Below are 23350 nucleotides of genomic sequence, written 5' to 3' on the forward strand. Positions count from 1 at the left end.
GCATCAATCTCCGGAGCCACCTTCATGTCCGACGCCCCCGTGCCCGCCCAGCCCGCCACCGCCGCCGAGACCGATCCCAATACGCTCGGCTGGATGAAGGGCTTTCCGCCGGCGCAGGACAAGCTCATTCAGTTTCATGACGATAGCTTCCGCAACTTTCCCGAGTTGCGCTGGGCCTGGAGCAATGTGCGCTCGCTGGTGCCGACGGTGAATGTGTGGCGCGGCGATGGTGGCGCATCGGCGCTGCCGCGTGCGGAGCGCGATATCGGCGGATCGCAATCGACCACGCTCGATGGGCGTCCGATGACTTTCGCAAAGATGTTCGATGCGACTTATGCGGATGGCATGGTCGTGCTGCACAAGGGCAGGCTGATCCATGAGCGCTATGCCGGCGCGCTGAGGCCGCACATGCCGCATATCGCGATGTCGGTGACCAAGTCGTTCACCGGCACGCTGGCCGGCATGCTGATCGCCGAGGGCAAGATTGATCCGCAGGCGCCGGTGACCGACTATGTGCCGGAGTTGAAGGCCAGCGCGTTCGGTGATGCCCGCGTGCATGAGGTCATGGATATGACCACCGGGCTGAAATACACCGAGGTCTATGCGGACCGGAATTCCGACGTTTGGAGCCTGCGCCGCGCCAATGGCATGGCGCCGATCCCGCCGGGCTATGACGGCGCCACCGATATCTTCGCGTTGCTGTGCCGGCAGGAGAAGCAGGGCGAACACGGCAAGGCCTTTGCCTACAAGACCGTCAATACGGATGTGCTGGCCTTCATCATTCGCCGCGCCAGCGGAAAGACATTGTCGGATCTGTTGTCGGAGCGTATCTGGGCGCCGATGGGCGCGGAAGAAGACGCGCATTACCACGTCGATCGCATCGGCACCGAAAGCGGCGGCGGTGGTCTCTCGACCACGCTGCGCGATCTCGCGCGTTTCGGCGAGACCATGCGCAATCATGGCCGTTTCAACGGACGCCAGATCGTGCCAGCTTCGGTGGTGGAAGATATCGAGCGCGGCGCCGATCCGGAGAAATTCAAGCCCGCCGGTTACGTCACGCTGCCCGGCGGCTCCTATCGCAATCAATGGTGGGTGACGCATAACGAACATGGCGCCTATATGGCGCGCGGCGTCTACGGGCAGGGCATCTATATCGATCCCAAGGCCGAGATGGTGATCGCACGCTACGCGTCGCATCCGGTCGCCGGCAATGCCGCCAATGATCCGGTCACGCTGCCGGCCTATATGGCGCTAGCGAAGGACCTGATGGCGGGCCGTTGAGCCCGCGGGCGGGAACCCGACGGGGGAACTTTTGGGCGTGTTGCGCGTCTTCTTGGCGGCCGATAATCCGTCGGTCGTGATCCGGATCGTGCGACAATGACCAAGCCCTCGCAATTCGCTTTGTGGCTGCGCTATGCCTGCGCCGCGCTGCTGTTGGTGTCTGCTGATAGCGTCGTGGTGACATCGGGCCATGCGCAGGAGGTCTTGCGTGATGCGCCGGCGGCGGCAGCGCCCGTTGCCGTGAATCCGCCAGCGCGGGTCTATATCCCGACACCGCGAGATCCGAAGAATCTCGATCCCACCACCAATGGGCTGACGCTGATCCACGGCAATTATTGCGGTGTCGGGCAGCGGCCCGGCGGGCCCATCGACGCGCTCGACGTCGCCTGCATGCATCACGATGCCTGCACGCCGTCGGGGCGTCTGCCCACCTGCGATTGCAATGCGCGTCTGCGCGATGAGGCCGCTGCCGTGGCGCGCGATCCCAAACAGTCGGTCGAATTGCAAAGCATGGCATCGGTGGTCGCGACCGCGGCGACGATGATGCTGTGCAAGCCGTTGACCTCCACGGCATCCGCGCCGCCGCCTGCAGCGCCGCCGCCGGGATCCATTCCGGCCGGCGCCCCTCCCGCGGCGCCCGTTTCCATCGTCCCCGAAGGCGCCGCACAGGACGGCGAGGAGCCGGCTGCAGCTGCACCGGTGCCGGCGGAGTCTGCGCCGATGTCGATCGCGCCCCGCGCGCAGCCTTGAGCGATTGTAACGCCGCCACCGTTGCGCGCGTCAGACTGTCGCCGCATTGATGCCCGTGGATGGCCCTTGATGGGATAATGGCGGGAGGTCAGGGGATGACGAAGCGGGCGATCCTGGCGATGGCATTGATCGTTGCAATCTCGATACCGGCGCATGCGATGGCGGGCGTCATCGTGCGCTTCATCGATCCCGATCGCTTCACCGATGCCGGCACCAATGGTTTTCGCTCCGCCGATCCAGGCACGCTGGCCGAGATCAAGGCCTATCTGCAACGTCTCGGCGGCCGTTTTCTCGCACCAGGCCAGAACCTCACCATCGACATTCTCGATATCGATCTCGCCGGCGCCTATGAGCCATGGCGCGGCGGCGGTCTCGGCGATGTCAGGATCACGCGCGACATCACGCCGCCGCGGTTCAAGCTCCGCTATGTGCTGACCGAAAAGGGCCGGCGCACGCGCAGCGGTGAAGAGACGCTGTCCGACATGAACTACCAGATGAACGGTCGTTTCGGCAGCGACCGGTTCGTCTACGAGAAGGCATTGCTCGACGACTGGTTCCGGCGCATGTTCCCGCGTGATAGATCCTGACAATTGGAGAGACGATCGATGGCACGCGTGCGCTGTATCACTGAAATGGGCATGGGCGTCGATGTCCATGGCCGCGATGCCACCAAGGCGGCGAAGCGCGCGGTGTCCGATGCGATCCGGCATTCCAGCCTCGGCTTCTTTCGTTATGTCGGCAAGACGCCGCATGACATGTTCGTCGATGTCACCATCGGCGTGCCCAATCCCGATGCCGTCGATACCGACGCGGTGGCGAAGGAGCTGCCTTACGGCACCGTAACGGTGAAGGCCGTGCAGGGTGGCCTCGAAGTACCGGCCGAGAGCGGCAGCGACGCCATCATCATCGCCAATGCCGCGGTGGTGGTGAGCCTCGAACAGGACGCGTGAGCGCGGCGCAACGCGCCGGCACCTTCGAATGTCGGCGCCCAGCACGGGCTTTGCCTATCGTTTGTAAATCTATGGTTGCAGATAGGTATTGCTGATGCAATTCTGGATCGCCAGGGGGAGGGCGGTCCATGATGCAGGCTTGGTGGTTCTGCGATGATCGGGCGCATGCGCGAGCCGCGTCGCGACGTTCTGATGAACTGTCATGACGGGGCGCTATCCGCGGCCGCCGGCGCGGCGCCTCCGGGTCTATGCCTTCGATCCGCAGACAGCGAGTACACTGGGCTCCGTTGGTTATGCCTATGCCACGATCTCGCTTCCCTGGGAGGAGGCATGGGAGGAGCCGGTGACCGTGGGGCCGGTCAACGACTATCTCGAAGTGATCGATATCGATCCTGCCAGCCGCCAATTCTATGAAGGCGTCGATCTCAACGAGCCCTATCTGCTGGCGCAGGACGGGCTGACGCCTTCCGAAGGTAATCCGCAATTCCACCAGCAGATGGTGTTCGCGGTGGCCATGAAGGTCATTCGCATGTTCGAACGCGCGCTTGGCCGCAAGGTGCTGTGGGCGCCGCAGAAGAACAAGGCCTCCGGCAAAAGGCGGCGCGGCAAATATGATCCCGTGGAGAAGCTGCGCATTTACCCGCATGCCATGCGCGAGGCAAATGCCTATTACAGCATGACGAAGTGTGCGCTCCTGTTTGGATATTTCCGCAGCGCTCATGCATCGGCGGGCGCGAACTGGATTTTCACCGCGCTGTCCCACGACATTGTCGCGCATGAGACGACGCACGCGATCCTCGATGGCCTGCACCGCCGTTATGCCGAGTCGACGAGCATCGACAGCATCGCGTTCCATGAGGCCTTTTCCGACATCGTGGCGCTGTTCTCGCACTTCACGCTGACCGAAGCGGTGTTCGCGCATATCCAGGAAAGAGGTGGATCGCTGGATCAGGCGAGCCTGCTCAGCGGGCTGGCGAGCCAGTTTGCGGCAGGGACGTCCGGGCGTGACTCGTTGCGTCAATATGTCGGCAGCCGGCCCGATCCCGATTTACTGGCGCGCACCACCGAATGCCATGATCGCGGCGCCATTCTCGTTGCAGCGGTGTTCGATGCGTTCCTGACCATCTACAGCAAGCGCACCGAAGATCTGCTGCGCATCGGCGGTGTCACGCGCGGCGATGGCAAGCGCCTGAATTCCGATCTGGCCGGAAGGCTGACGAAAGAGGCGGTTAGAACGGCGGATCAGGTGCTGCGGATGTGCATCCGTGCGCTCGACTACCTGCCGCCTGTCGATGTCCGGTTCGGCGAATTTTTGCGCGGCATCATCACGGCTGACAACGATCTCGTGCCGAACGATCCTATGAATTACAGGCTTGCCTTCGCCGAAGCATTCCGTCGCCGCGGCATCCTGGTTGATGACTGCCTGTCGATGTCGCCGGAGAACTTGCTGTGGGAGACGCCGCAGCAGATGCTCGGCCGCGATTTGTTGAGTCTCGACGATTTCGAGAATATCGAGCTCGATACGGACCCCCTTTATGAGCGCGACGCGATCTATGCGCAATCCAAGAAGAACTGCGCCAATCTGCAGACGTGGCTTGTTTCCGCCGATCCCATCAGCGTGAAAGTCGATCTGGCTTGGGAGAAGGCGCTAGGCGTCCATTTCATGCACCGCGAGAACAAGGAGCTCTGGAGTATCTTTTCAGAAGACGGTTATCCCAGCGTCGAGGTGCACAGTGTGCGAACCACGCGCCGGACCGGGCCGGATGGCCAGGACCTTCGGCAACTCGTGATCGAAGTAACGCAAGCGCGGCGCGGCTATTTCGATACCGATCAACAGAAAACGGCCGACACCAGAAAGCGGCAGAGGGGCCACCACGACTTCGTCTTTCGTGGCGGGGCGACATTGATCATCGACCTCAGGGAAAAACGTCTGCGCTATGTGATCCGCAAGGCCATCACTGACGATGAGCGCCTCAAAGAACAGCGGCAGCTGCTGTCGCATCCAGATGGATTCGGCTTCACCTATCTGCAGGACGCTGATGACGACGAACGCGAGCCGTTCGCCATGACGCATCGCGGCCAGTAGGAGCGACCATGGCAAAACAGACGACGCGCGCAACGCGCAAACGCCAGCCCGCCAAAGCAGCCGCGCAAACAGCCAAAAAACGTTCGACGACCGCGTCTGCGGTCTCCGTGCGGATTCGCAAGACCGTTGCCGCAAAGACATCGGCGAAGAAAGCCAAGCGCGTCGGAAGCAAGAGTGTAGGAAAGACTGCGGGCAAGACGGGGCAAGGCAGTGTGTCGGTCCGGATGTATCGCGGACTGCTCGGCGATTTCTTTCTGCTGCAACACACGATCGGCGATCGCAGTTTCAGGATGCTGATCGATTGCGGTGTCCTGCAATGTATCGGCAAGGCGTCTGCGAAGCCGTCTACGGCAGGCGGCAAGGAACGCATCGTCGCCGGCGTGGCCGACTTCATGCGCGATACCGGCGGCGTACTTGATCTCGTGGTCGCGACGCATGAGCATTTCGATCATCTGTCGGGTTTCATCCATGCCGCCGAAGCGTTCAAGGACCTGACGATCCGCAAGGTCTGGATGGCCTGGACAGAGGACCGCGCCGACAAGGTTTTGCGAATGGATACCGGAACAAAAAGAAGAAGGCGCTGACGGCACTGACTGCGCTGGTGCAGAACAAGGCGTTCGCCGCGACCAGCCAGATGCAGGCGGTATCCAATCTGCTGCAGTTCTACGGCGATATCCAGGACGATCGATCCGATGCGAAGGGGATGGCGGCTGCGGGCAGCGGCAAGAAGCTGCCGGGCAATGCGAGCTGCGAAGCCGTCCTGGAATGGCTGCGGGTGCGTGCCGGCGCAGGCAATGTGTCCTTCCTCAGACCGGGCGAAGCCGTGCATTGGGGGCTCGACGATGCGTTCCGGGCCTATGTGCTCGGTCCGCCGCGCGACCATGACGATCTGCTGCGCAAGCTCAATCCAACCCCGAACGCAGGCGAAGTGTATCTGGCGCGCGGCGAAGATGTCGAAACGGTGATGGGCCTTGCCGGCATTCACGGCAAACACAGTGGTGACACGCTTGTCGCCGTGCAGCCTTTCACGCCCCTGTATCAACGCGCCTATGACGGCAAGCTGGGCAAGAGCAAGCACGACGTTGAGATGAAGAAGGATTCCATCGTCAAGCTCTATCGCGCCCGGCAGCGTTTCGTTCGATCGATCGATACCGACTGGCTCGGCAGCGCGGAAAATCTCGCGCTCAAGATCGATGGCGACGTCAACAACACGTCGCTGGCGCTGGCGTTGGAGCTCTCCGACAAGCGGGTCCTGCTATTCCCCGGCGATGCGCAAGTCGGCAACTGGTTGTCGTGGGGAAAGCAGACCTATCCCGAGAGCGATGGCGGGCGGGGACGGCTGAAGATCGAGGACATTCTCGCACGCACCATCCTCTACAAAGTGGGGCATCATGCCAGCCACAATGCGACGCTGAGCAAGCTCGGTCTCGAATTGATGACGCATGTCGATCTGTGCGCAATGGTGCCCGTGGTCGAACGGACCGCGCGAGAGCAGGTGACGAGCAGGACGCCAGATGGTTGGGGGATGCCTCATGATCCGCTCTACGTGCAGCTGAAAAAGCGCACCGCCAACAGGGTGATCCGCGGCGATGGCGATGTCCGCTCGGAAAAGGATAAATTCGACAAGGCCGCCTTCGGGTTGAGCTATGGGCCGCTTTTCAAGCCGGCCGATCCGCTGTGGGTGCAGCTGACGCTAGCCTTGTAGGGCGTCGCACCGGCTTTCAATTGCCACGCTTGTATGCGTTAAGATGCGCGAAACAAGCGAGACAGACCCGATGGATATTTTCGACCGCCTCAAAGCTGCCGCCGCCGACGACTGGTCGTCTTATGTGGATCACGACTTCGTCCGCCAGCTCGGCGCCGGCACGCTGCCGGAGACGGCGTTCCGGACCTATCTGGTGCAGGACTATCTGTTCCTGATCCAGTTCGCGCGCGCTTATGCGCTCGCGACTTACAAGAGCCGCTCGCTTGACGACATGAAGATCGCGCAAGGCGGACTGGCGTCGATCCTCGGTGAGATGGAACTGCACATCAAACTGTGTGGCCGCTGGGGATTGTCGCCGGCCGATATCGAGGCGGCGCCCGAGCTGCAGGCGACGGTGGCCTATACGCGTTTCGTGCTCGATTGCGGCGCGGCCGGCGATCTGCTCGATTTGCATGTGGCGCTGACGCCGTGTGTGATCGGCTATGCGGAGATCGGGCGCAACCTGACGCCCCGCGGTGTCGATGCGCTCGGCGATCATCCCTATCGCGAATGGATCGGCGAATATGCGGGCGCCGGCTATCAGGACATCGCGGTGAAGGCACGCCGGCATCTCGACGATCTCGCAGCGCGCGCGATGACGGAGCGGCGCTTTGACGACCTCGTCAAACTGTTTGGCCAGGCATCGAGGCTGGAGGCGGATTTCTGGCAGATGGGGCTGGATGCGCGCTGACTCCGCCGCGGAAATTTCGTGAGCTGAAATGTGTATCTGCCGCGCTGCATGCAGCGAGCGTTGATCCCGACGCGTTGTCGTGCGAACCTTGTCGCCAATGAGATCTGGTCGATCGGTTTGACGCGCGCCGCGTCTTGATTGAAAACAGACCGAGCGAACCAGGCATTGTCCAGGGAGACACGCCTATGCCGACCTCGCTCCGGTTCGCTCGCGCCTCCGCGCGTACGCAACAGTCCCGCAACATCATCGCTGCTATCGCAGGCCTTGCACTCTCCGCCGTGACATCGGTGGCCGCGGCGCAGGACAAGCCGCCGTTGAAGCTCGGCGCATTGATGGACATGACCGGTGTCTATGCCGACACGTCGGGCCCGGGCAGCGAAGTCGCTGCCAAAATGGCGATCGAGGATTTCGGTGGCGAGGTGCTCGGCCGCAAGATCCAGGCCGTGTTCGTCGATCATCTCAACAAGCCCGATCTCGCTGCCAGCCAGGCGCGCGAGATGATCGAGAACCAGGGCGTCGAGGCCATCGTCGATTTTGCGGGGTCTGCGACCGGCCTTGCGATCATCGAAGTCGCGAAAGCGCGCAACAAGATCGTCATCGTCAACAGCGCCGGCTCCATGCGCATCACCAATGAAGCCTGCACGCCCTATACGGTGCACTATACGTGGGACACGTTCTCGCAGGCGAATGTCACCGGGCTGGCAACGGTGCGTAAGGGGCTCGACAGCTGGTTCTTCCTTGCGGTCGATTATGCCTTCGGCCAGGAGCTGGAGCGTGACACGGCAGCCGTCGTGCAGAAGAGCGGCGGCAACGTGATGGGCTCGGTCAAGCATCCGCTTAACACGTCGGACTTCTCGTCCTTCCTGCTGCAGGCACAGAGCTCCAAGGCGAAAGTCGTCGGCCTTGCCAATGCGGGCAACGACGCCATCACCGCCATCAAGCAGGCCACCGAGTTCGGCCTGACCCAGGGCGGCCAACAGCGCCTGTCGCCGCTGCTGGCTTTCATCACCGATATCGACAGTATCGGCCTCGATATCGGGCAGGGGCTTCTGGTCACCGAATCCTGGTATTGGGACCTCAATGACGAGACGCGCGCTTTCACCAAGCGTTTTCGCGAACGTACCCAGCGCGCGCCGACCTCGGTGCAGGCCGGGCTCTATTCATCGCTCACGCATTACCTAAAGGCGGTGAAGGCGGCGGGGACGACGGACTCCGCGGCTGTCATCGCGAAAATGAAGGAGATGCCGATCAACGACATGTATGCGAAGGGTGGCCGCATCCGCGAGGATGGGCGCATGCTGCACGACATGTATCTGTTCGAGGTGAAGAAGCCGTCGGAGAGCAAGGGGCGTTGGGATGTCTACAAGCTGCTCGACACAGTCTCCGGCGAGCAGGCATTCCAGCCGATCGAAACGTCGCGCTGCCCGCTGGTGAAGAAATAGAACGGAAGCGAGGAGACGATGGCGCCGGTCAAGGTCGATCCTGCAAAGGTGCGCGAGTTCAAGACGGCCGACGCATTCTACAAATGGCTCGGCAAGAACCACGACAAAGATGACGAGGTCTGGATCAAGATTCATAAGGTCAAATCCGGCCTCGCGTCGATCACTCCGAAGGAGGCCATTGATGTCGTGCTGTGTTGGGGCTGGATCGATGGCATCCGCAAGGGGCTGGACGAGGCCAGCTTCCTGCAACGCTATTCGCCGCGTGGAAGGCGCAGCGTCTGGAGCAAGATCAATGTCGAGAATGTCGCGCGCCTGATCGAAGAGGATCGCATGACGGCACATGGTCTCACCCATGTGGACGCGGCCAAGGCGGATGGCCGTTGGGACCGCGCCTATGCGGTCAAGGACAAGGACATGCCGGCAGATCTACAGGCCGCCATCGATGCCGTGCCCAAGGCCAAGGCGATGTTCGCGAAACTCAGTGCGCAGAACCGGTTCGCCCTGTCGTTTCGGGTAAGCAATTTGAAGACCGAGGCAGGGCGTCGCAAACGTATTGCTGCTTTTGTCGAGATGCTGTCCAGGGGCGAGACGATCCATCCGCAGGGGAAGCGATCGAACACGGCCAGATAGGTTTGGGCACTGACAGCCGGATGTCGTGAATACTCAACCGGATGGTTGACTATTGGGTCGGCCCCCTTTATATTCAACTCCATGGTTGAATTACTCGCGCCTCAGCTCGACAATGTCTTTCACGCCCTTGGCGATGCCACGCGGCGGCAGATGCTGCGGGAACTTGTGATGGGCGAGCGAACCGTCGGCCAGCTCGCTGAGCCTCACAAGATGTCGCTGGCGGCGGCGTCCAAACACATCAAGGCGCTGGAAAGTGCCGGCCTGATCCGCCGCGAGGTGCGCGGGCGCACCCACTGGTGCCAGCTCGCGCCGGGGCCGCTGGCCAGCGCGCATGAGTGGCTGGGCTTCTACGAGCGGTTCTGGACCGACCGTCTCAATGCGCTCGAGCAATTGTTGCACGCCGACGATGCAGCGAAATCCAAAAAGCCGACAACAGGAGAGAAGCGATGAACGACATCACGCCATCGGCCTATGGCGCCTTCACAGGTCCCGCCGAACTCACCATCCAGCGCCTGCTGCCGGGGCCGATCGAGCGCGTCTGGGCCTATCTCACCGACAGCGATCTGCGCAGACAGTGGCTGGCCTCCGGCGACATGCAGATGCGTGTCGGCGCGCCGTTCGAGTTCGTCTGGCGCAATGACGAGCTGTCCGATCCGCCAGCAAAGCGGCCGGATGGTTTTGCGGCGGAACATCGCATGCAGAGCGAGATCATCGAGGTCGATCCGCCGCGAAAAATCACCTTCAGCTGGGCACCGCGCGGGGAAGTGACATTCGAACTCAACCCGCAAGGCAGCAAGGTGCTGCTCACCGTGATCCACAAACGGATCAGCGATCGCGCCAACACGCTCAAGGTCAGCGCCGGTTGGCACACCCATCTCGATGTGCTGGTGGCGCGTCTCAATGGCGAAGAGCCCAAGCCCTATTGGGATGTCTGGCAGCGCTTGCACGAGGAATATGGAAAGCGCCTGCCGGAGTAAGCCCGCAGCTCAAGGAAATCAGGGAGGTCATCATGCAGAACACTGTTGTCCCACACGCAGACTGGCTGAAGGCGCGGCTCGAATTGATGGAGGCCGAAAAGGCCTTCACCCGCCAGCGCGATGAACTCACGCGGTGGCGCATGGCGCTGCCATGGGAGCGTGTCGCAAAGCCCTATCTGTTCGAGACGCCGGACGGCGAGCGCGTGCTGGCCGATCTGTTCGGCGACTGCTCGCAGCTCATCGTCTATCACTTCATGTTCGGGTCGGATTGGCAGGAGGGCTGCAAATCCTGCTCGTTCTGGGCCGACAATTTCAACGGCATTCCGGTCCATCTCAGACATCGTGATGTCGCCTTCACCGCAGTCTCGCGCGCCCCGCTGGACAGGCTAATGGCCTATCGCAAGCGTCTCGGCTGGAGCTTTCCCTGGGTGTCGGATCGCAGCACCTTCAGCATCGACTATTACGGCGCGTTCCCGCCGGAGGATCTGGCGAAGGGCGAGACCTTCTGGAACTACAAGGTGCAGCCGAACACCACGTCGGAACAGGTCGGCATCAGCGTGTTCGCGAAGAATGATGCGGGCGAGGTGTTTCACACCTATTCGATCTTCGGCCGCGGCGTCGAGGAAGTGAACGGCGCCTATCACTTCCTCGACATGGTGCCGAAAGGTCGTGACGAGGACGGGCTCGATTTCACGATGTCATGGGTCCGGCGGCACGATCAGTATTGAGCGGATGGCTCAGCGCCGCGACAGTTTCTCGAAACGCTTGATGATCCGCTCGCGCTTGATGCGCGAGAGGCGCTGGATCCAGAACATGCCATTCAGCTGATCGATCTCGTGCTGATGGCAGACGGCGCGCAGACCGTCGGATTCTTCTTCATGCGTGGTGCCGTCGATATCCCGATAGCGGATCCGCACGCGCGCGTGTCGCTGGATGTCATCATTCACGCCCGGCATCGAGACGCTGCCTTCCTGATGCATGATCATCTCGGGCGAGGTCCAGATCATTTCCGGATTGATGTAGGTCTTCGCATCATCGCCGAGATCGAGCACGACCACGCGCAGTAAAACGCCGACATGCGGCGCGGTGATGCCGATGCCCGGTGCGGCATGCATGGTGTCGCGGAGATCCTCGGCGAGAATGCGCAGCGCATCGTCGAACACGCTGACATCAGCGGCCGGTAGCGCGAGGCGTGGATCGGGATAGCGAACGAGGGGGCGGATGGTCATGGGTGTTCCATCGCAGATGACACGACATCCGCGCGTTAGCAGCTAACCAGCGGTCGGATCAACCGCGCCGACTTCGCTCATGAAAGCGGCAAGAAACGCGTCGGTCCGCGCGTGGCGCTGCTGCGCCATGCGCTTGCCTTCGGCGGTGTTGAAACCGTCCGCGAGGGTCAGCAGCTTGGCCGGCAAATGATCGATGGCGAAGGCGCGGTCGTCCAGTGCGCGGTGACGCGCGGCCGGGTCTTCGGCATCGTAGAGAAAAGATTGCATCCGTCCCGCGGTGTAGAAACAGCGCGCGATGCCGATGGCGCCGATGGCATCCAGCCGGTCGGCATCCTGCAGGATCTTCGCTTCGATCGTCTCGGGCGTGATTTTGGCAGAGAAACTATGCGCCGTGATCGCATGCCCGATGCGTTCCAGCCGGTCATTCGCCCAGCCGAATGGCGCCAGCAGCGTCACCGCATGTTCGGCGGCGAGGCGGGAGGCCTGCGCGCGCAACGGCGAGTTCTTCTCGACCGCGACGCAATCATGCAGCAGTGTCGCGGCCGCCAGGATTTCGAGGTCGCCGCCTTCGACGGCCTGGATGCTGCGGGCATTGGACCAGACGCGCGCCAAGTGCGCGACGTCATGCGAGCCGTCGTCGGTCTTGATGTGCTGCAGAAGTGCGGAAGCCAGCGTTTCGAACGGTGCGAAAGCGACTGTGATGCCTGTCATGGTCATTCCGGTCTCGTTACATGCGCCGCTTCATTAGCTCATACGCGATGGGATCGTCGGCGCAAGCCTTGAAGCCGCATTCGAGCAAAGCGGATGCAAAGTTGCCCGCAGTCAAGGCGATGATGAGGACAATGGCGATGGTCACGAATGCGCCTGCCGCGACCGAATCCGGCGGCGTCACGAATTGACTGTCGAACAGCAGCACCAGCGAGATCAGTGCGATGGCGGCGATAAAGGCGATCAGGGCCAGCGTGTAGAAGTGATAGCCGAACAGCGCGGTGCCATAGCCGGTATCGCCGGGCAGGATGTGCAGCAGCACCTGCCGGGTCGAGACCACGGCGCCGACGATCGCGGCCAGCAGCGACAATGCATAATGGCTCGGGCGCGGGCCGTAGCGGATATTGAGGATCGGGCCGATGGCCAGCAGCGCGAACATGATCCGCTGCAGCAGGCAGAGCGGGCAGGGCAACTCCCCCAGCATGAACTGCGCGCCGAAGGCGGTCGCGAGCACGCCGGCGAGCGCGTAGAGCGAAATGACGTTCAGGGTGATGGCGCGATCGGGTGTCATGGCCGCCTCAGAACGACAGTTTCAACGTGTCGGTAGCGTGGTGCATGAACGTCGCGATGCAGGCGATCAGCACCACGGCAAATAGCGACAGCGCGAGCGGCCTCGGGCCCCACCATGCGACCAGCATGGTGACGGTGATGGTGAGAAAGAGGGCCGTGAATTCCATGATGGCATCCGGTGCGAGACGAGATCCGCTCTATGCCAGATTCGGCAGTGGACCGCTTCTCTTCGGTCTTGCGCATAGCGGCGCTCCATCAGATGGAAAGAGATCGGGACCAAGGGATCAAACGGCATGGCGAAGGCGAACACCCTTTACGGCATCAAGAACTGCGACACGATGAAGAAGGCGCGCACCTGGCTCGATAGCCATGATGTCGCCTATGCCTTTCACGACTACAAGGCCGAAGGCATCGACAAGGCGCATCTCGTGCGCTGGTCGAAGGCGGTTGGCTGGGAGACGCTGCTCAATCGCGCCGGCACCACGTTTCGCAAGCTCGACGATGCGTCGAAGCAGGGGCTCACCGAGGCCAGGGCGATCGCGCTGATGCTAGAGCAGCCGTCGATGATCAAGCGTCCGGTACTGGAAGCGGGCAGCAAGATCCTGGTCGGCTTCAAGCCGGAGATCTACGCGAAGGAACTCGCGTAACTCAGTCGATCTCGATCACGTCACCCATGGCCAGTCGGCCCGGCAGGCGGTGGGCGAGGTTGCGGTCGATGACCACACTGAGCTTCGGCGTTGGCACGCTGTGATGGCCGCGCATCAGGTTGCGGATCTCGAAGCTGCCGTCTTCGCTGATGGTCTTCAAAGAGGCGATGATGTGGGTGACCACGGTGTCGCCGCGCTCGCTGAAGGGGAGCAGCAATCGCTCATAGGCGACCAAATGCCCGTTGACGTCGTCGATCATCGAGATCGTATAGACCGGCAGTCGTCGTGCGGTGCAAGCATGATAGGCCGGCAGCGCCACGGGGCCGAGGATCGGGCCGAGATAGTCGTCGAGATAGCGACCTTTGCCGGTCGAGCCATATGCACTCGCCATCCGCGTGCCGTTGCTGTCGATGATAAAGCGGGCCGGCGAATAGTTGTGATCGACGATGTAATTGACGAGATCGGCGCGTTCGTCATCGATCCGTTCCGGCTGATAGGCAGCAAGCCGGGGCAGCGCCTGTGCGGGCGCATAAAGCCGCAGCCAGCAATTCAGCAGATCGCGCTGTCGGATCGACTTCACAACGGATGCGTCTGAGCTTTCGAAACTCACGGCCATCGTCTCACTTGTGCGAATGCGAGAAGTATGAGCCGCTCAGGCAAATAAAGAATGAAGAAGGCGTGGTCGATTAATCATACAATTAATAAGCGACTTCAATCTCGTTCCATGCGCGTGGCGCACGGCTTTGCCGTCAAAAGTTCTGTTTGGCGGAATGTTCTGGCACCCTATTTGTGCAGTGCGTTAAGGGCGCAACCCCCTACGACTAATGGCGAAGTTGGTGCGACGAGGCGTCCCCGGCAAAACGCCTGTACTGCACTTGCGTTAATTGATCGCTTGACGGCATAGTCCGTGCCGCGACATGCAGCCGGGCTGGGGCGACCCGATTTCATATCGTTCACGACCGCTGCGCAAAAAACTGGCCGATCGCGCGACACCGCGACAAGGCTGGTTGGGGGAAATTTGCTTGACCGATGAGTTCATTCTCGAAACCCACGGACTGACCAAACAATTTGCGGGATTCTACGCCGTTCGCGACGTCAATCTCCAGGTCCGCAAGGGTACCATTCACGCGTTGATCGGCCCGAACGGCGCCGGCAAGACGACGTGCTTCAACCTGCTCACCAAGTTTCTGCAGCCCTCGGAAGGCCAGATCCTCTACAAGGGCAAGGACATCAGCGCGATGGCGCCGGCCGACGTGGCTCGTCTTGGCCTCGTGCGCTCGTTCCAGATCTCGGCAGTGTTTCCACATCTGACCGCGCTGGAGAATGTCCGCGTCGCGCTGCAGCGTCAGCACGGTGCGTCGTTCGATTTCTGGCGCTCGAAGTCGGTGCTCAACAAGTACAACCAGCGCGCCGCAGAACTGCTTGAAGACGTGGGCCTGTCCGAATTCGCCAATACCCCGGCAGTCGAGATGGCCTATGGCCGCAAGCGCGCGCTGGAGATTGCGACGACGCTCGCGCTCGATCCGGAAATGATGCTGCTCGACGAACCGATGGCCGGCATGGGCCATGAGGACATCGACAAGATCGCCGCGCTGATCAAGCGGATCTCGGCGAAATACACCATTCTGATGGTCGAACATAATCTGAGCGTCGTCTCGACGCTGTCGGACAAGATCACCGTTTTGACGCGCGGCAAGATCCTGGCGGAAGGCAACTATGCCGACCTGACCAAGGACGAACGCGTGAAGGAAGCTTACCTGGGAGCCGGACATGGCTGATACGTTGACGGCCGCTCCGGCTTCATCTTCTGCAAACGCAAAAACCGTTCTCGAAGTCCGCGACCTGCAGGCGTGGTACGGCGAATCGCACATTCTTCACGGGGTCAATTTCGACGTGAAGCAGGGCGAGGTGGTGACGTTGCTCGGCCGTAACGGCGCCGGCAAGACCACGACGCTGAAGTCCATCATGGGCATCATCGGCAAGCGCAGCGGGTCGGTGAAGTTCGAAGGCAACGAAATCATCAAGACCGCCTCGGACAAGATTGCCAAGCAGGGCATTGCCTTCTGCCCGGAAGAACGCGGCATTTTTTCCAACCTCGACGTGCGCGAGAACCTGATGCTGCCGCCGACCATCCGTCCGGGTGGTCTGTCGGTCGAGCAGATCTTTGAACTGTTCCCGAATCTCAAGGAACGCCTCAACAGCCAGGGCACCAAGCTCTCGGGCGGCGAGCAGCAGATGCTGGCCATCGGCCGCATCCTGCGCACCGGTGCGCGCTTCCTGATGCTGGACGAGCCAACCGAAGGCCTTGCGCCGGTCATCATCCAGCAGATCGGTCACACCATCGCGCGGCTGAAGTCGGAAGGCTTCACCATCCTGCTCGTCGAGCAGAATTTCCGCTTCGCCTCCACCGTCGCCGATCGCTTCTACATCGTCGATCACGGCCAGGTCGTGGACGGATTCGCGAGTTCTGAGCTGTCCGCCAACATGGACAAGCTGCACACCTATCTCGGCGTCTAATTCATAAAAGCTACGGAACGAGCCAACGGTCCGAGTGAAATCATGAATATCTCAGGGAGAGAGACACAATGCTGAACAGGAAGGTTACCTCATCGCTACTTGCAATCGCGGCAGTGTTTGCCGCGAATTCAAGTGCATCGGCGCAGGACAAGACGGCCAAGATCGGCGTGCTGAACGACCAGTCTGGCCTCTATGCCGATATCACCGGGCAGGGCTCGGTGCTGGCTGCGCAGATGGCGGTCGAGGATTCGGGGCTGACGGCGAAGGGCTGGAAGATCGAAGTGCTGGTGGGCGATCATCAGAACAAGCCGGACGTGGGTGTGAACATCACGCGTCAGTGGTTTGATCGCGACAAGCTCGACGTCGTCGTCGACGTTCCGACCTCGTCGGTCGGCCTTGCCGTCAGCAATGTCGTCAAGGAAAAGAACGGCGTCTATCTCAACTCCGGTTCGGGCACCTCGGATCTCTCAAACGCCCAGTGTTCGCCGAACACGATCCACTGGGCCTACGACACCTATCAGCTCGCCAACGGCACCGGCACAGCGCTGACCAAGGCTGGCGGCAACACCTGGTTCTTCCTCACGGCGGACTATGCTTTCGGCACTGCGCTCGAGCGCGACACCACCAACGCCGTCAATGCCGTCGGTGGCAAGGTGGTCGGCAGCGTGCGTCCGCCGCTCAACACGCCGGACTTCTCGTCCTTCCTGCTGCAGGCGCAGACCTCGAAAGCCAAGGTCATCGGCCTCGCCAATGCCGGTGGCGACACCATCAACTCGATCAAGCAGGCGTCCGAATTCGGCATCGTGAAGGGTGGCCAGAAGCTGGCCGGTCTTCTTATGTTCATCACGGATATCCATTCGCTCGGCCTGCCGGTCGCCAATGGCCTGAACCTGACCGAGACCTTCTACTGGGATCTCAACGATGGTACCCGCGCTTTCTCCAAGCGCTTCCAGGACCGCGCGAAGAACAAGGCGATGCCGACCACGGTGCAGGCCGGCGTCTACTCGTCGCTGATCCACTACTTCAAGGCACTCGATGCCGCCGGCGGCAATTCACATGACGGCCTCAAGGTCGTCGAGAAGATGAAGGCAACGCCGACGGACGATGTGATTTTCGGGAAGGGAACGATCCAGCCCAACGGGCGCAAACTGCATCCCGCCTATCTGTTTGAGGTGAAGAAGCCCGAAGAATCCAAGGGGCCGTGGGATTACTACAAGCTGGTGGCGACGATCCCTGCGGATCAGGCGTTCACCCCGCTTGAGAAGAGCACCTGCCCACTGTTGAAGAAATAGTGCTCTCGGCGCGTGCCGGGAGCAGTCCAAGAGGAATTGAATGTCTAAAGTGATTACCAGACTTCTGCTCGGCACCGCCATTGCCGCCGCGACCGTCTCTGCGGCCGCGGCTCAGGATAAGAACGTCAAGATCGGCGTACTCACCGATCTCTCGGGTATCTATGCCGATCTCGCCGGTCCGGGCTCGACCCTGGCCGCGCAGATGGCCGTCGAAGACTCCGGCCTCAAGGCCAAGGGCTGGACCATCGACGTGATCTCCGGCGATCACCAGCATAAGCCGGACATCGGCGCCAACCTGGCGCGCCAGTGGTTCGACCGCGAAAAGATGGACATGATCACCGACGTGCCGAATTCGGGCGTCGCGCTGGCCGTGAACAATGTCGTCAAGGAAAAGAACGGCGTCTACATCAATTCCGGCGGCGGCACCTCGGATCTCACCAATGCCCAGTGCACGCCGAACACGATCCACTGGACCTACGACACCTATAACCTCGCTTACGGCACCGGCACGGCGCTGACCAAGGCCGGCGGCGACTCGTGGTTCTTCCTCACTGCCGACTACGCCTTCGGTGCCGCGCTCGAGCGTGACACCACCAATGCGTTGAAGGCTGCGGGCGGCAAGGTGACGGGCTCCGTCAAGCATCCGCTGAACTCGTCGGACTTCTCAAGCTTCCTTCTGCAGGCGCAGTCGTCGGGTGCCAAGGTCATTGGTCTCGCCAATGCCGGCGGCGACACCTCGACCACCATCAAGCAGGCGGCCGAGTTCGGCATCAGCAAGAGCCAGAAGCTGGCCGCGCTGCTGCTGTTCCTCACCGACGTGAAGTCGATGGGTCTCGATCTGGCCCAGGGGCTCTCGTTCACCGAGACCTTCTACTGGGACATGAACGACGACACCCGGGCCTTCTCGAAGCGCTTCTCGGAGCGTTCGAAGGGCGCGGCTCCGCCGACCATGGTGCAGGCGGGCGTCTATTCCGGCACGCTGCATTACCTGAAGGCGCTGGAAGCGCTGGGTGGCAATCCGCATGATGGCGCCAAGATCGTCGCCAAGATGAAGGACATGCCGACTGACGACAAGCTGTTCGGCAAGGGCTCGATCCAGCCGAACGGCCGCAAGATCCATCCGGCCTATCTGTTCGAGGTCAAGAAGCCCTCGGAATCGAAGACGCCGTGGGATTACTACAAGCTGGTGGCCACGATTCCGGCCGACCAGGCCTTCACGCCGCTCGACAAGAGCACCTGTTCGCTATTGAAGAAATAACGAGAGCAGTGGCCCGGCGGTATCCGCCGCCGGGCTGCGACTTCCACTAAGATCAGAGTTGAAAGCGCCATGTCGATCAATCTCCAGGCCCTGTCCGCACAATTGCTGGTCGGGCTCATCAACGGCTCCTTCTACGCGTTGCTGAGTCTCGGTCTCGCCGTGATTTTCGGCATGCTGAACATCATCAACTTCGCCCATGGCGCGCTCTATATGATGGGCGCTTTCGTGGCTTACTTCCTGCTCAATCTGGCAGGGATCGGCTACTGGCCGGCGCTGTTCCTGGCGCCGATCATCGTCGGCGTCTTCGGTATGATCCTGGAGCGGACGATGCTGCAATGGATCGCCAATCTGGATCACCTGTATGGCCTGCTGCTGACCTTCGGTCTGGCGCTGATCATCCAGGGCGTGTTCCAGAACTATTTCGGTTCGTCGGGTCTGCCTTACGCGATCCCGGATGCGCTGAAGGGCGGCGTCAATCTCGGCTTCATGTTCCTGCCGATCTATCGCGGCTGGGTCGTCATTTTCTCGCTGGTGATCTGTATCGCCACCTGGTTCCTGATCGAGCGCACGCGCCTCGGTGCTTACCTGCGCGCCGCGACCGAGAACCCGACGCTGGTGCGCGCCTTCGGCATCAACGTGCCGCTCATGATCACGCTGACCTACGGTCTCGGTGTCGGTCTGGCCGCCATGGCCGGCGTGCTCTCGGCGCCGATCAATCAGGTTCGCCCCCTGATGGGCGCAGACCTCATCATCGTCGTGTTCGCTGTCGTCGTCATCGGCGGCATGGGCTCGATCATGGGATCGATCATCACCGGTTTCACCCTCGGCATCATCGAGGGCCTGACCAAGTATTTCTACCCCGAGGCCTCCAACACCGTCGTCTTCGTGCTGATGGTGCTGGTGCTCCTCGTGAAACCCTCGGGCCTGACGGGACGGACCACCTGATATGACCACCATCACTGACAATTCGATCCCCACGACGCAGACCCGTGGCACCAAGGATGAGATGATCGCTTTCGTGATCATGACAGTCCTCCTTGTGGCCGTGCCGTTCTCCGGGCTGTATCCGTTCTTCGTGATGCAGGCGCTGTGCTTCGCGCTGTTCGCCTGCGCCTTCAACCTGCTGATCGGTTACGGCGGCCTGTTGTCCTTCGGCCATGCGATGTTCATGGGCACCGCGGGCTATGTCACCGCGCATATGGCCAAGGTCGGCACCATTGGCTTCAAGGTCCCGTTGATCGGCGAGTTCATGATCAATATGGGGCCGCTGTCGCCGGAACTGTCGATCGTGTTCGGTCTGATCGCGGCCTTGGTGCTAGCCGTTGTCACCGGGCTCATCGCCATCCGTCGTCAGGGCATCTACTTCGCGATGATCACGCTGGCGCTGTCGCAGCTCATCTTCTTCCTTTATCTGCAGACGCCGTTCACCCATGGCGAAGACGGCATCCAGGGCATCCCGCAGGGCATGCTGTTCGGCCTGTTCGACCTGTCGAAGCCGACCATCCTGTACTATGTGATCCTCGTGGGCTTCCTGATCGGCTTCCTGATCATCTTCCGCGCCATCAATTCGCCGTTCGGCGAGGTGCTGAAGGCGATCCGCGAAAACGAGCCGCGTGCCATTTCGCTCGGCTACAAGACCGATCAGTACAAGCTGATGGCCTTCATCCTCTCGGGCGTGCTCGCCGGCTTCGCCGGTGCGCTGAAAGTGTTCGTGGCGCAGAACGCCTCGCTCACCGACGTGCACTGGACCATGTCGGGTGAAGTCGTGCTTATCACGTTGGTGGGCGGTCTTGCGACCCTCTACGGCCCGGTGGTCGGCGCCTTCGTGATCATCGCCATGCAGCAATATCTCGCCGGCTTCGGCCAGTGGGTGACGGTGATTCAGGGCGTGATTTTCGTGGTCTGCGTGCTCACCTTCCGCCGCGGCATCATCGGCGAGATCGGCCACCTGTTTAAGCGCTCGCTGTAAAAGCAGGGCGCATCGACAAACAAAACGCCGCGGGAAACCGCGGCGTTTTGCGTTGAGGAGAATCATCTCCGTCCCCGTCATCCTGAGGTGCTCGCCGTCTTCGGCGAGCCTCGAAGGATGCGGCCACGAACACCGGCGCCCGCGGCCATCCTTCGAGGCTCGCAAGTGCTCGCACCTCAGGATGACGGCGGAGTGGGGGCGCAGCAGATCACACATTTTCTCGGGCTCAGCATAGATGCTGAGCCCGACGTCGCTGAGGATCCGAATTGCCCTGTATACAAGACGAGCAATCGCCATGCAGCGCTGCGGCCTGAGTTTTGGCTATTGTTTCGAACAAAATAGGCTACGCGATCGGAAGGTTTGCATGAGAAACGACCGGATTATTGGTGTAGTTTGCCAAAACACTGTCGATATTCGGGTCGGCTCTGTTGCCGATGATGATCCGGCGAGGCGTCAACGTCGGCTCCCAGAATTCGCCGATGTCGATGTACTGCTTACCCTGTGAAGGTTGCCGCACCTGCTTTCGCACAGCAATGCCGGTGAACGGGCGAGCCATGGCTTCGTCTGCGGGGAACGCAAAAATTCGCATCTCCCGCTCATCTTCGAAACATGGATCTTTGTGGCTTGCGCAGAATTCCATGAGCTTACGATGCAGGTAGGTCGAGGCCCACATATCGCTCAGATCAGGATCCAATCGTAGATCCGGGCGTTCTCGAGCGGCTTGGAGCAAGAATGCCTTCGAAAGCTGAGTGCATAGCTTTTTGTACTGTAAGGAATTGATGTCCACTCCGTACTTGACGCGCTCAAGGGAGAGAGCGGCGTAGCTGCCTTTCATCAATTCCAGTTCAAGGAGATTCCTGATGTCCCGCTCGTCAAACTGAAGGCAGTACCCCTGGTGACCTGTATACCGATCCCAGATTGTTAGGATGCCTCGTCGTTCCTCATCTTCGTTGCGGCAGGTTGCAAAGGAAGTGACGAACATCATTCCTCCATTTGGGCCGAACAGCGCTCGGAAAGCAGCTGTTGATGTGGCGATGTGTGCGTCAAGATCAACAGGCTGCGATATCAATCCTGGCGGCAATTGGCTAATCGCTTCCAGGAGGCCGCCTCGCTGCAGTATCTCCCATGCGTAGAAATGTTCGGTCCTATCGTTCAACTGCTGAAAATCAGTCGCTCGGAGCGTTTTGGAGCGAGCGATTCCCTCTAGACCGACACGGGATGTGTAGTGCGATAGAACCGCCATTTCGCGTCGATCTCCCCAGATTGGTCAGTATTGGCCAAGGTTAGCCTACTTACGAGGATTTTTCGACGTGTTGAACAAGAGACGATCCGCATGAAGAGAGCCATCTTCGCCAGTCTCGGCGGCCTCATGCTGCTGCTCGGCATGATCGGCATCGTCACGCCGCTGCTGCCGACCGTGCCTTTCCTCATCCTGGCGGCATGGTGCTTCGGCGAATCGTCCCCGCGCCTTGAAGCGTGGATGCTCAATCACCCACGTTTCGGCCCGAGCCTGCGGCGCTGGCGCGAGCAGGGTGCGAGTCCTCGCCGCGCCAAATGGATGGCGGTGATGGGGATGACGTTCGGCTATGCGCTATTCTGGACGCAGGCCCGGCCGGGCTGGATGCTTGCAACGGCAGTCGCGGTGCTGATGATCGGCTCCGCCGCTTATGTTGTATCTCGGCCGGAGCCGGTGGCGACCGACAGCTGACTACGCTCTTTGTTCGGCGATGCATTCGACGAAGCAGCGTAGCGCCGCTGTTACGAATGTATCCCGGCGCTGCACGAACACCGTCTCCGCATGGGCGATCTCGTTGGGCAGTGCGTGCGCGCGGATGCGGCCGTCGCTGATGGCAGCGGCAATCACCGCGCGCGGCAGCAGCGCAAAGCCGACGCCCGCCGTGACGCATCCCACAATGCCGTCGAACGTGCCCATCTCCATCCGGGGCACGCTGACCAGGCCCTCGCGTGCCAGAAATTCGTCCGTGCGCTGGCGGTAGGAGCAGCCCGCCCGAAACACGATGACCTTGCCGGCCGCCCGGCCGTCGCGGCGTAACTCCGCCACGCCCGAGATGCGCGGGGCGGTGGCCAGCACGAGTTCTTCTTCGGCGATCCTGAAAGAGGTGAGTTCGGCATGCTCGGCGGGACCGGCGACGAATGCGCCCTCCAGCTCGCGATGAAGCACCCGCGCGACAAGAGCCTCGGTCGTGCCTGTGGCGATGGTCACCGATACATCCGGATAGCGCCCGGAATAGGAGGCGAGGATCGGCGGCAGGCGCAGGGCCGCCACGGTCTCCATCGCACCGATCCGCAACTCGCCGCCCGGTACCGCGTCGTCGCTTGCAACGAGGCGAGCTTCCTCGAGCAATTCCGCCACCCGGCGGGCATAGGGCAACAGACGCTCGCCGACCGTGGTCAACGTGACGCCCTGTTTGGAGCGGTGGAACAGCGGGACGCCCAGCTTGTCCTCCAAGGCACGCACCCGCTGGGTCACGTTTGATTGGACGGTATTCAGCTGTAAGGCCGCGCGCCCGATGGCGCCGGCCTCCGCGACGGCGACAAAGACACCCAGTTCGATGCTGTTCATATCATCTCCATTTCAGATGAATGGC

Annotated in this window: 28 protein-coding genes; 21 read left to right on the top strand and 7 right to left on the bottom strand. The window is 61.4% G+C overall.

Annotation, left to right across the window (positions count from 1 at the left end):
* Positions 1-24: 24 nt before the first annotated feature.
* The 13 genes from RPMA_RS12960 to RPMA_RS13020 all read left to right on the top strand — a co-directional run bounded on the left by RPMA_RS12960 (position 25) and on the right by RPMA_RS13020 (position 11279).
* On the top strand, positions 25-1281 hold the full coding sequence (locus RPMA_RS12960) for a serine hydrolase domain-containing protein (protein ID WP_211913180.1): 1257 nt from the start codon (positions 25-27) through the stop codon (positions 1279-1281).
* A 96-nt stretch (positions 1282-1377) separates the two neighbouring features.
* Positions 1378-2031: a hypothetical protein gene (locus RPMA_RS12965; RefSeq protein ID WP_211913181.1), complete on the top strand. Its 654-nt coding sequence runs from the start codon at positions 1378-1380 to the stop codon at positions 2029-2031.
* 95 nt (positions 2032-2126) lie between these two features.
* Entirely contained in the window at positions 2127-2618 is a 492-nt protein-coding gene (locus RPMA_RS12970; protein ID WP_249225655.1) for a DUF3016 domain-containing protein, read from the top strand.
* Positions 2619-2636: 18 nt separating this feature from the next.
* On the top strand, positions 2637-2981 hold the full coding sequence (locus RPMA_RS12975) for a Lin0512 family protein (protein WP_211913182.1): 345 nt from the start codon (positions 2637-2639) through the stop codon (positions 2979-2981).
* A 202-nt stretch (positions 2982-3183) separates the two neighbouring features.
* Complete coding sequence (locus RPMA_RS12980) at positions 3184-5067, top strand: gluzincin family metallopeptidase (RefSeq protein WP_211913183.1); 1884 nt, start codon at positions 3184-3186, stop codon at positions 5065-5067.
* An 8-nt stretch (positions 5068-5075) separates the two neighbouring features.
* Complete coding sequence (locus RPMA_RS12985; RefSeq protein WP_211913184.1) at positions 5076-5651, top strand: ComEC/Rec2 family competence protein; 576 nt, start codon at positions 5076-5078, stop codon at positions 5649-5651.
* Positions 5652-5668: 17 nt separating this feature from the next.
* Positions 5669-6772: a ComEC/Rec2 family competence protein gene (locus tag RPMA_RS12990; protein ID WP_211913185.1), complete on the top strand. Its 1104-nt coding sequence runs from the start codon at positions 5669-5671 to the stop codon at positions 6770-6772.
* Positions 6773-6842: 70 nt separating this feature from the next.
* Positions 6843-7502, top strand: a complete 660-nt coding sequence (locus tag RPMA_RS12995; RefSeq protein WP_211913186.1) for a TenA family protein — start codon at positions 6843-6845, stop codon at positions 7500-7502.
* Between the two features lie 185 nt (positions 7503-7687).
* Positions 7688-8944, top strand: coding sequence for an ABC transporter substrate-binding protein (locus RPMA_RS13000; RefSeq protein ID WP_211913187.1), 1257 nt, complete (start codon positions 7688-7690; stop codon positions 8942-8944).
* Between the two features lie 18 nt (positions 8945-8962).
* Complete coding sequence (locus RPMA_RS13005; protein WP_211913188.1) at positions 8963-9574, top strand: YdeI/OmpD-associated family protein; 612 nt, start codon at positions 8963-8965, stop codon at positions 9572-9574.
* An 81-nt stretch (positions 9575-9655) separates the two neighbouring features.
* Entirely contained in the window at positions 9656-10024 is a 369-nt protein-coding gene (locus RPMA_RS13010) for an ArsR/SmtB family transcription factor (RefSeq protein WP_211913638.1), read from the top strand.
* A complete protein-coding gene (locus RPMA_RS13015) occupies positions 10021-10551 on the top strand; it encodes an SRPBCC family protein (RefSeq protein WP_211913189.1) in 531 nt (176 codons plus the stop codon). The genes RPMA_RS13010 and RPMA_RS13015 overlap by 4 nt, the downstream gene beginning before the upstream one ends.
* Positions 10552-10583: 32 nt before the next feature.
* Positions 10584-11279, top strand: coding sequence for a DUF899 domain-containing protein (locus tag RPMA_RS13020; protein ID WP_211913190.1), 696 nt, complete (start codon positions 10584-10586; stop codon positions 11277-11279).
* 9 nt (positions 11280-11288) lie between these two features.
* Here the strand turns inward: RPMA_RS13020 and RPMA_RS13025 are convergent, their stop codons facing one another.
* From RPMA_RS13025 to RPMA_RS13040, 4 genes are read right to left on the bottom strand one after another with little or no spacing between them, the layout of a single operon-like run.
* Entirely contained in the window at positions 11289-11780 is a 492-nt protein-coding gene (locus RPMA_RS13025) for a peptide deformylase (RefSeq protein WP_211913191.1), read from the bottom strand.
* Positions 11781-11822: 42 nt separating this feature from the next.
* A complete protein-coding gene (locus tag RPMA_RS13030; protein WP_211913192.1) occupies positions 11823-12497 on the bottom strand; it encodes an HD domain-containing protein in 675 nt (224 codons plus the stop codon).
* Between the two features lie 10 nt (positions 12498-12507).
* Positions 12508-13059 (bottom strand): disulfide bond formation protein B, encoded by a 552-nt coding sequence (locus RPMA_RS13035; protein WP_211913193.1) that lies wholly within the window; start codon positions 13057-13059, stop codon positions 12508-12510.
* 7 nt (positions 13060-13066) lie between these two features.
* Entirely contained in the window at positions 13067-13225 is a 159-nt protein-coding gene (locus RPMA_RS13040) for a DUF5993 family protein (protein WP_211913194.1), read from the bottom strand.
* 126 nt (positions 13226-13351) lie between these two features.
* On the opposite strand from RPMA_RS13040, the gene RPMA_RS13045 reads away from it, so the two are divergent.
* Positions 13352-13705, top strand: coding sequence for an ArsC family reductase (locus RPMA_RS13045; RefSeq protein ID WP_211913195.1), 354 nt, complete (start codon positions 13352-13354; stop codon positions 13703-13705).
* A gap of 1 nt (position 13706) precedes the next feature.
* Here RPMA_RS13045 and RPMA_RS13050 read toward each other — a convergent pair whose 3' ends face one another.
* Positions 13707-14315: a PAS domain-containing protein gene (locus RPMA_RS13050; protein WP_211913196.1), complete on the bottom strand. Its 609-nt coding sequence runs from the start codon at positions 14313-14315 to the stop codon at positions 13707-13709.
* Between the two features lie 412 nt (positions 14316-14727).
* On the opposite strand from RPMA_RS13050, the gene RPMA_RS13055 reads away from it, so the two are divergent.
* The 6 genes from RPMA_RS13055 (at position 14728) to RPMA_RS13080 (ending at position 20741) form a co-directional block, all read left to right on the top strand.
* On the top strand, positions 14728-15483 hold the full coding sequence (locus RPMA_RS13055; RefSeq protein WP_211913197.1) for an ABC transporter ATP-binding protein: 756 nt from the start codon (positions 14728-14730) through the stop codon (positions 15481-15483).
* Positions 15476-16222 (top strand): ABC transporter ATP-binding protein, encoded by a 747-nt coding sequence (locus tag RPMA_RS13060; protein WP_211913198.1) that lies wholly within the window; start codon positions 15476-15478, stop codon positions 16220-16222. Before RPMA_RS13055 ends, RPMA_RS13060 begins: the two co-directional genes overlap by 8 nt.
* A 68-nt stretch (positions 16223-16290) precedes the next feature.
* Positions 16291-17514, top strand: coding sequence for an ABC transporter substrate-binding protein (locus RPMA_RS13065; RefSeq protein WP_211913199.1), 1224 nt, complete (start codon positions 16291-16293; stop codon positions 17512-17514).
* 40 nt (positions 17515-17554) lie between these two features.
* Positions 17555-18772 carry an ABC transporter substrate-binding protein gene (locus RPMA_RS13070; RefSeq protein WP_211913200.1) on the top strand — a complete coding sequence of 406 codons (1218 nt, stop codon included), beginning with the start codon at positions 17555-17557 and terminating at the stop codon, positions 18770-18772.
* 69 nt (positions 18773-18841) lie between these two features.
* On the top strand, positions 18842-19717 hold the full coding sequence (locus tag RPMA_RS13075) for a branched-chain amino acid ABC transporter permease (RefSeq protein ID WP_211913201.1): 876 nt from the start codon (positions 18842-18844) through the stop codon (positions 19715-19717).
* 1 nt (position 19718) lies between these two features.
* The gene (locus RPMA_RS13080; RefSeq protein WP_211913202.1) at positions 19719-20741 is read left to right on the top strand and encodes a branched-chain amino acid ABC transporter permease; all 1023 of its coding nucleotides are present in this window, start codon (positions 19719-19721) and stop codon (positions 20739-20741) included.
* Positions 20742-21084: 343 nt separating this feature from the next.
* Here RPMA_RS13080 and RPMA_RS13085 read toward each other — a convergent pair whose 3' ends face one another.
* Positions 21085-21984: a DUF2971 domain-containing protein gene (locus RPMA_RS13085; RefSeq protein WP_211913203.1), complete on the bottom strand. Its 900-nt coding sequence runs from the start codon at positions 21982-21984 to the stop codon at positions 21085-21087.
* A gap of 90 nt (positions 21985-22074) precedes the next feature.
* Between RPMA_RS13085 and RPMA_RS13090 the strand changes: the two genes are divergently transcribed.
* A complete protein-coding gene (locus tag RPMA_RS13090; RefSeq protein ID WP_211913204.1) occupies positions 22075-22449 on the top strand; it encodes a YbaN family protein in 375 nt (124 codons plus the stop codon).
* Here the strand turns inward: RPMA_RS13090 and RPMA_RS13095 are convergent, their stop codons facing one another.
* Positions 22450-23325: a LysR family transcriptional regulator gene (locus RPMA_RS13095; protein ID WP_211913205.1), complete on the bottom strand. Its 876-nt coding sequence runs from the start codon at positions 23323-23325 to the stop codon at positions 22450-22452. It lies immediately after the preceding gene.
* Between the last annotated feature and the right edge of the window lie 25 nt (positions 23326-23350).

The sequence above is a fragment of the Tardiphaga alba genome (assembly GCF_018279705.1).
GTDB lineage: Bacteria > Pseudomonadota > Alphaproteobacteria > Rhizobiales > Xanthobacteraceae > Tardiphaga > Tardiphaga alba.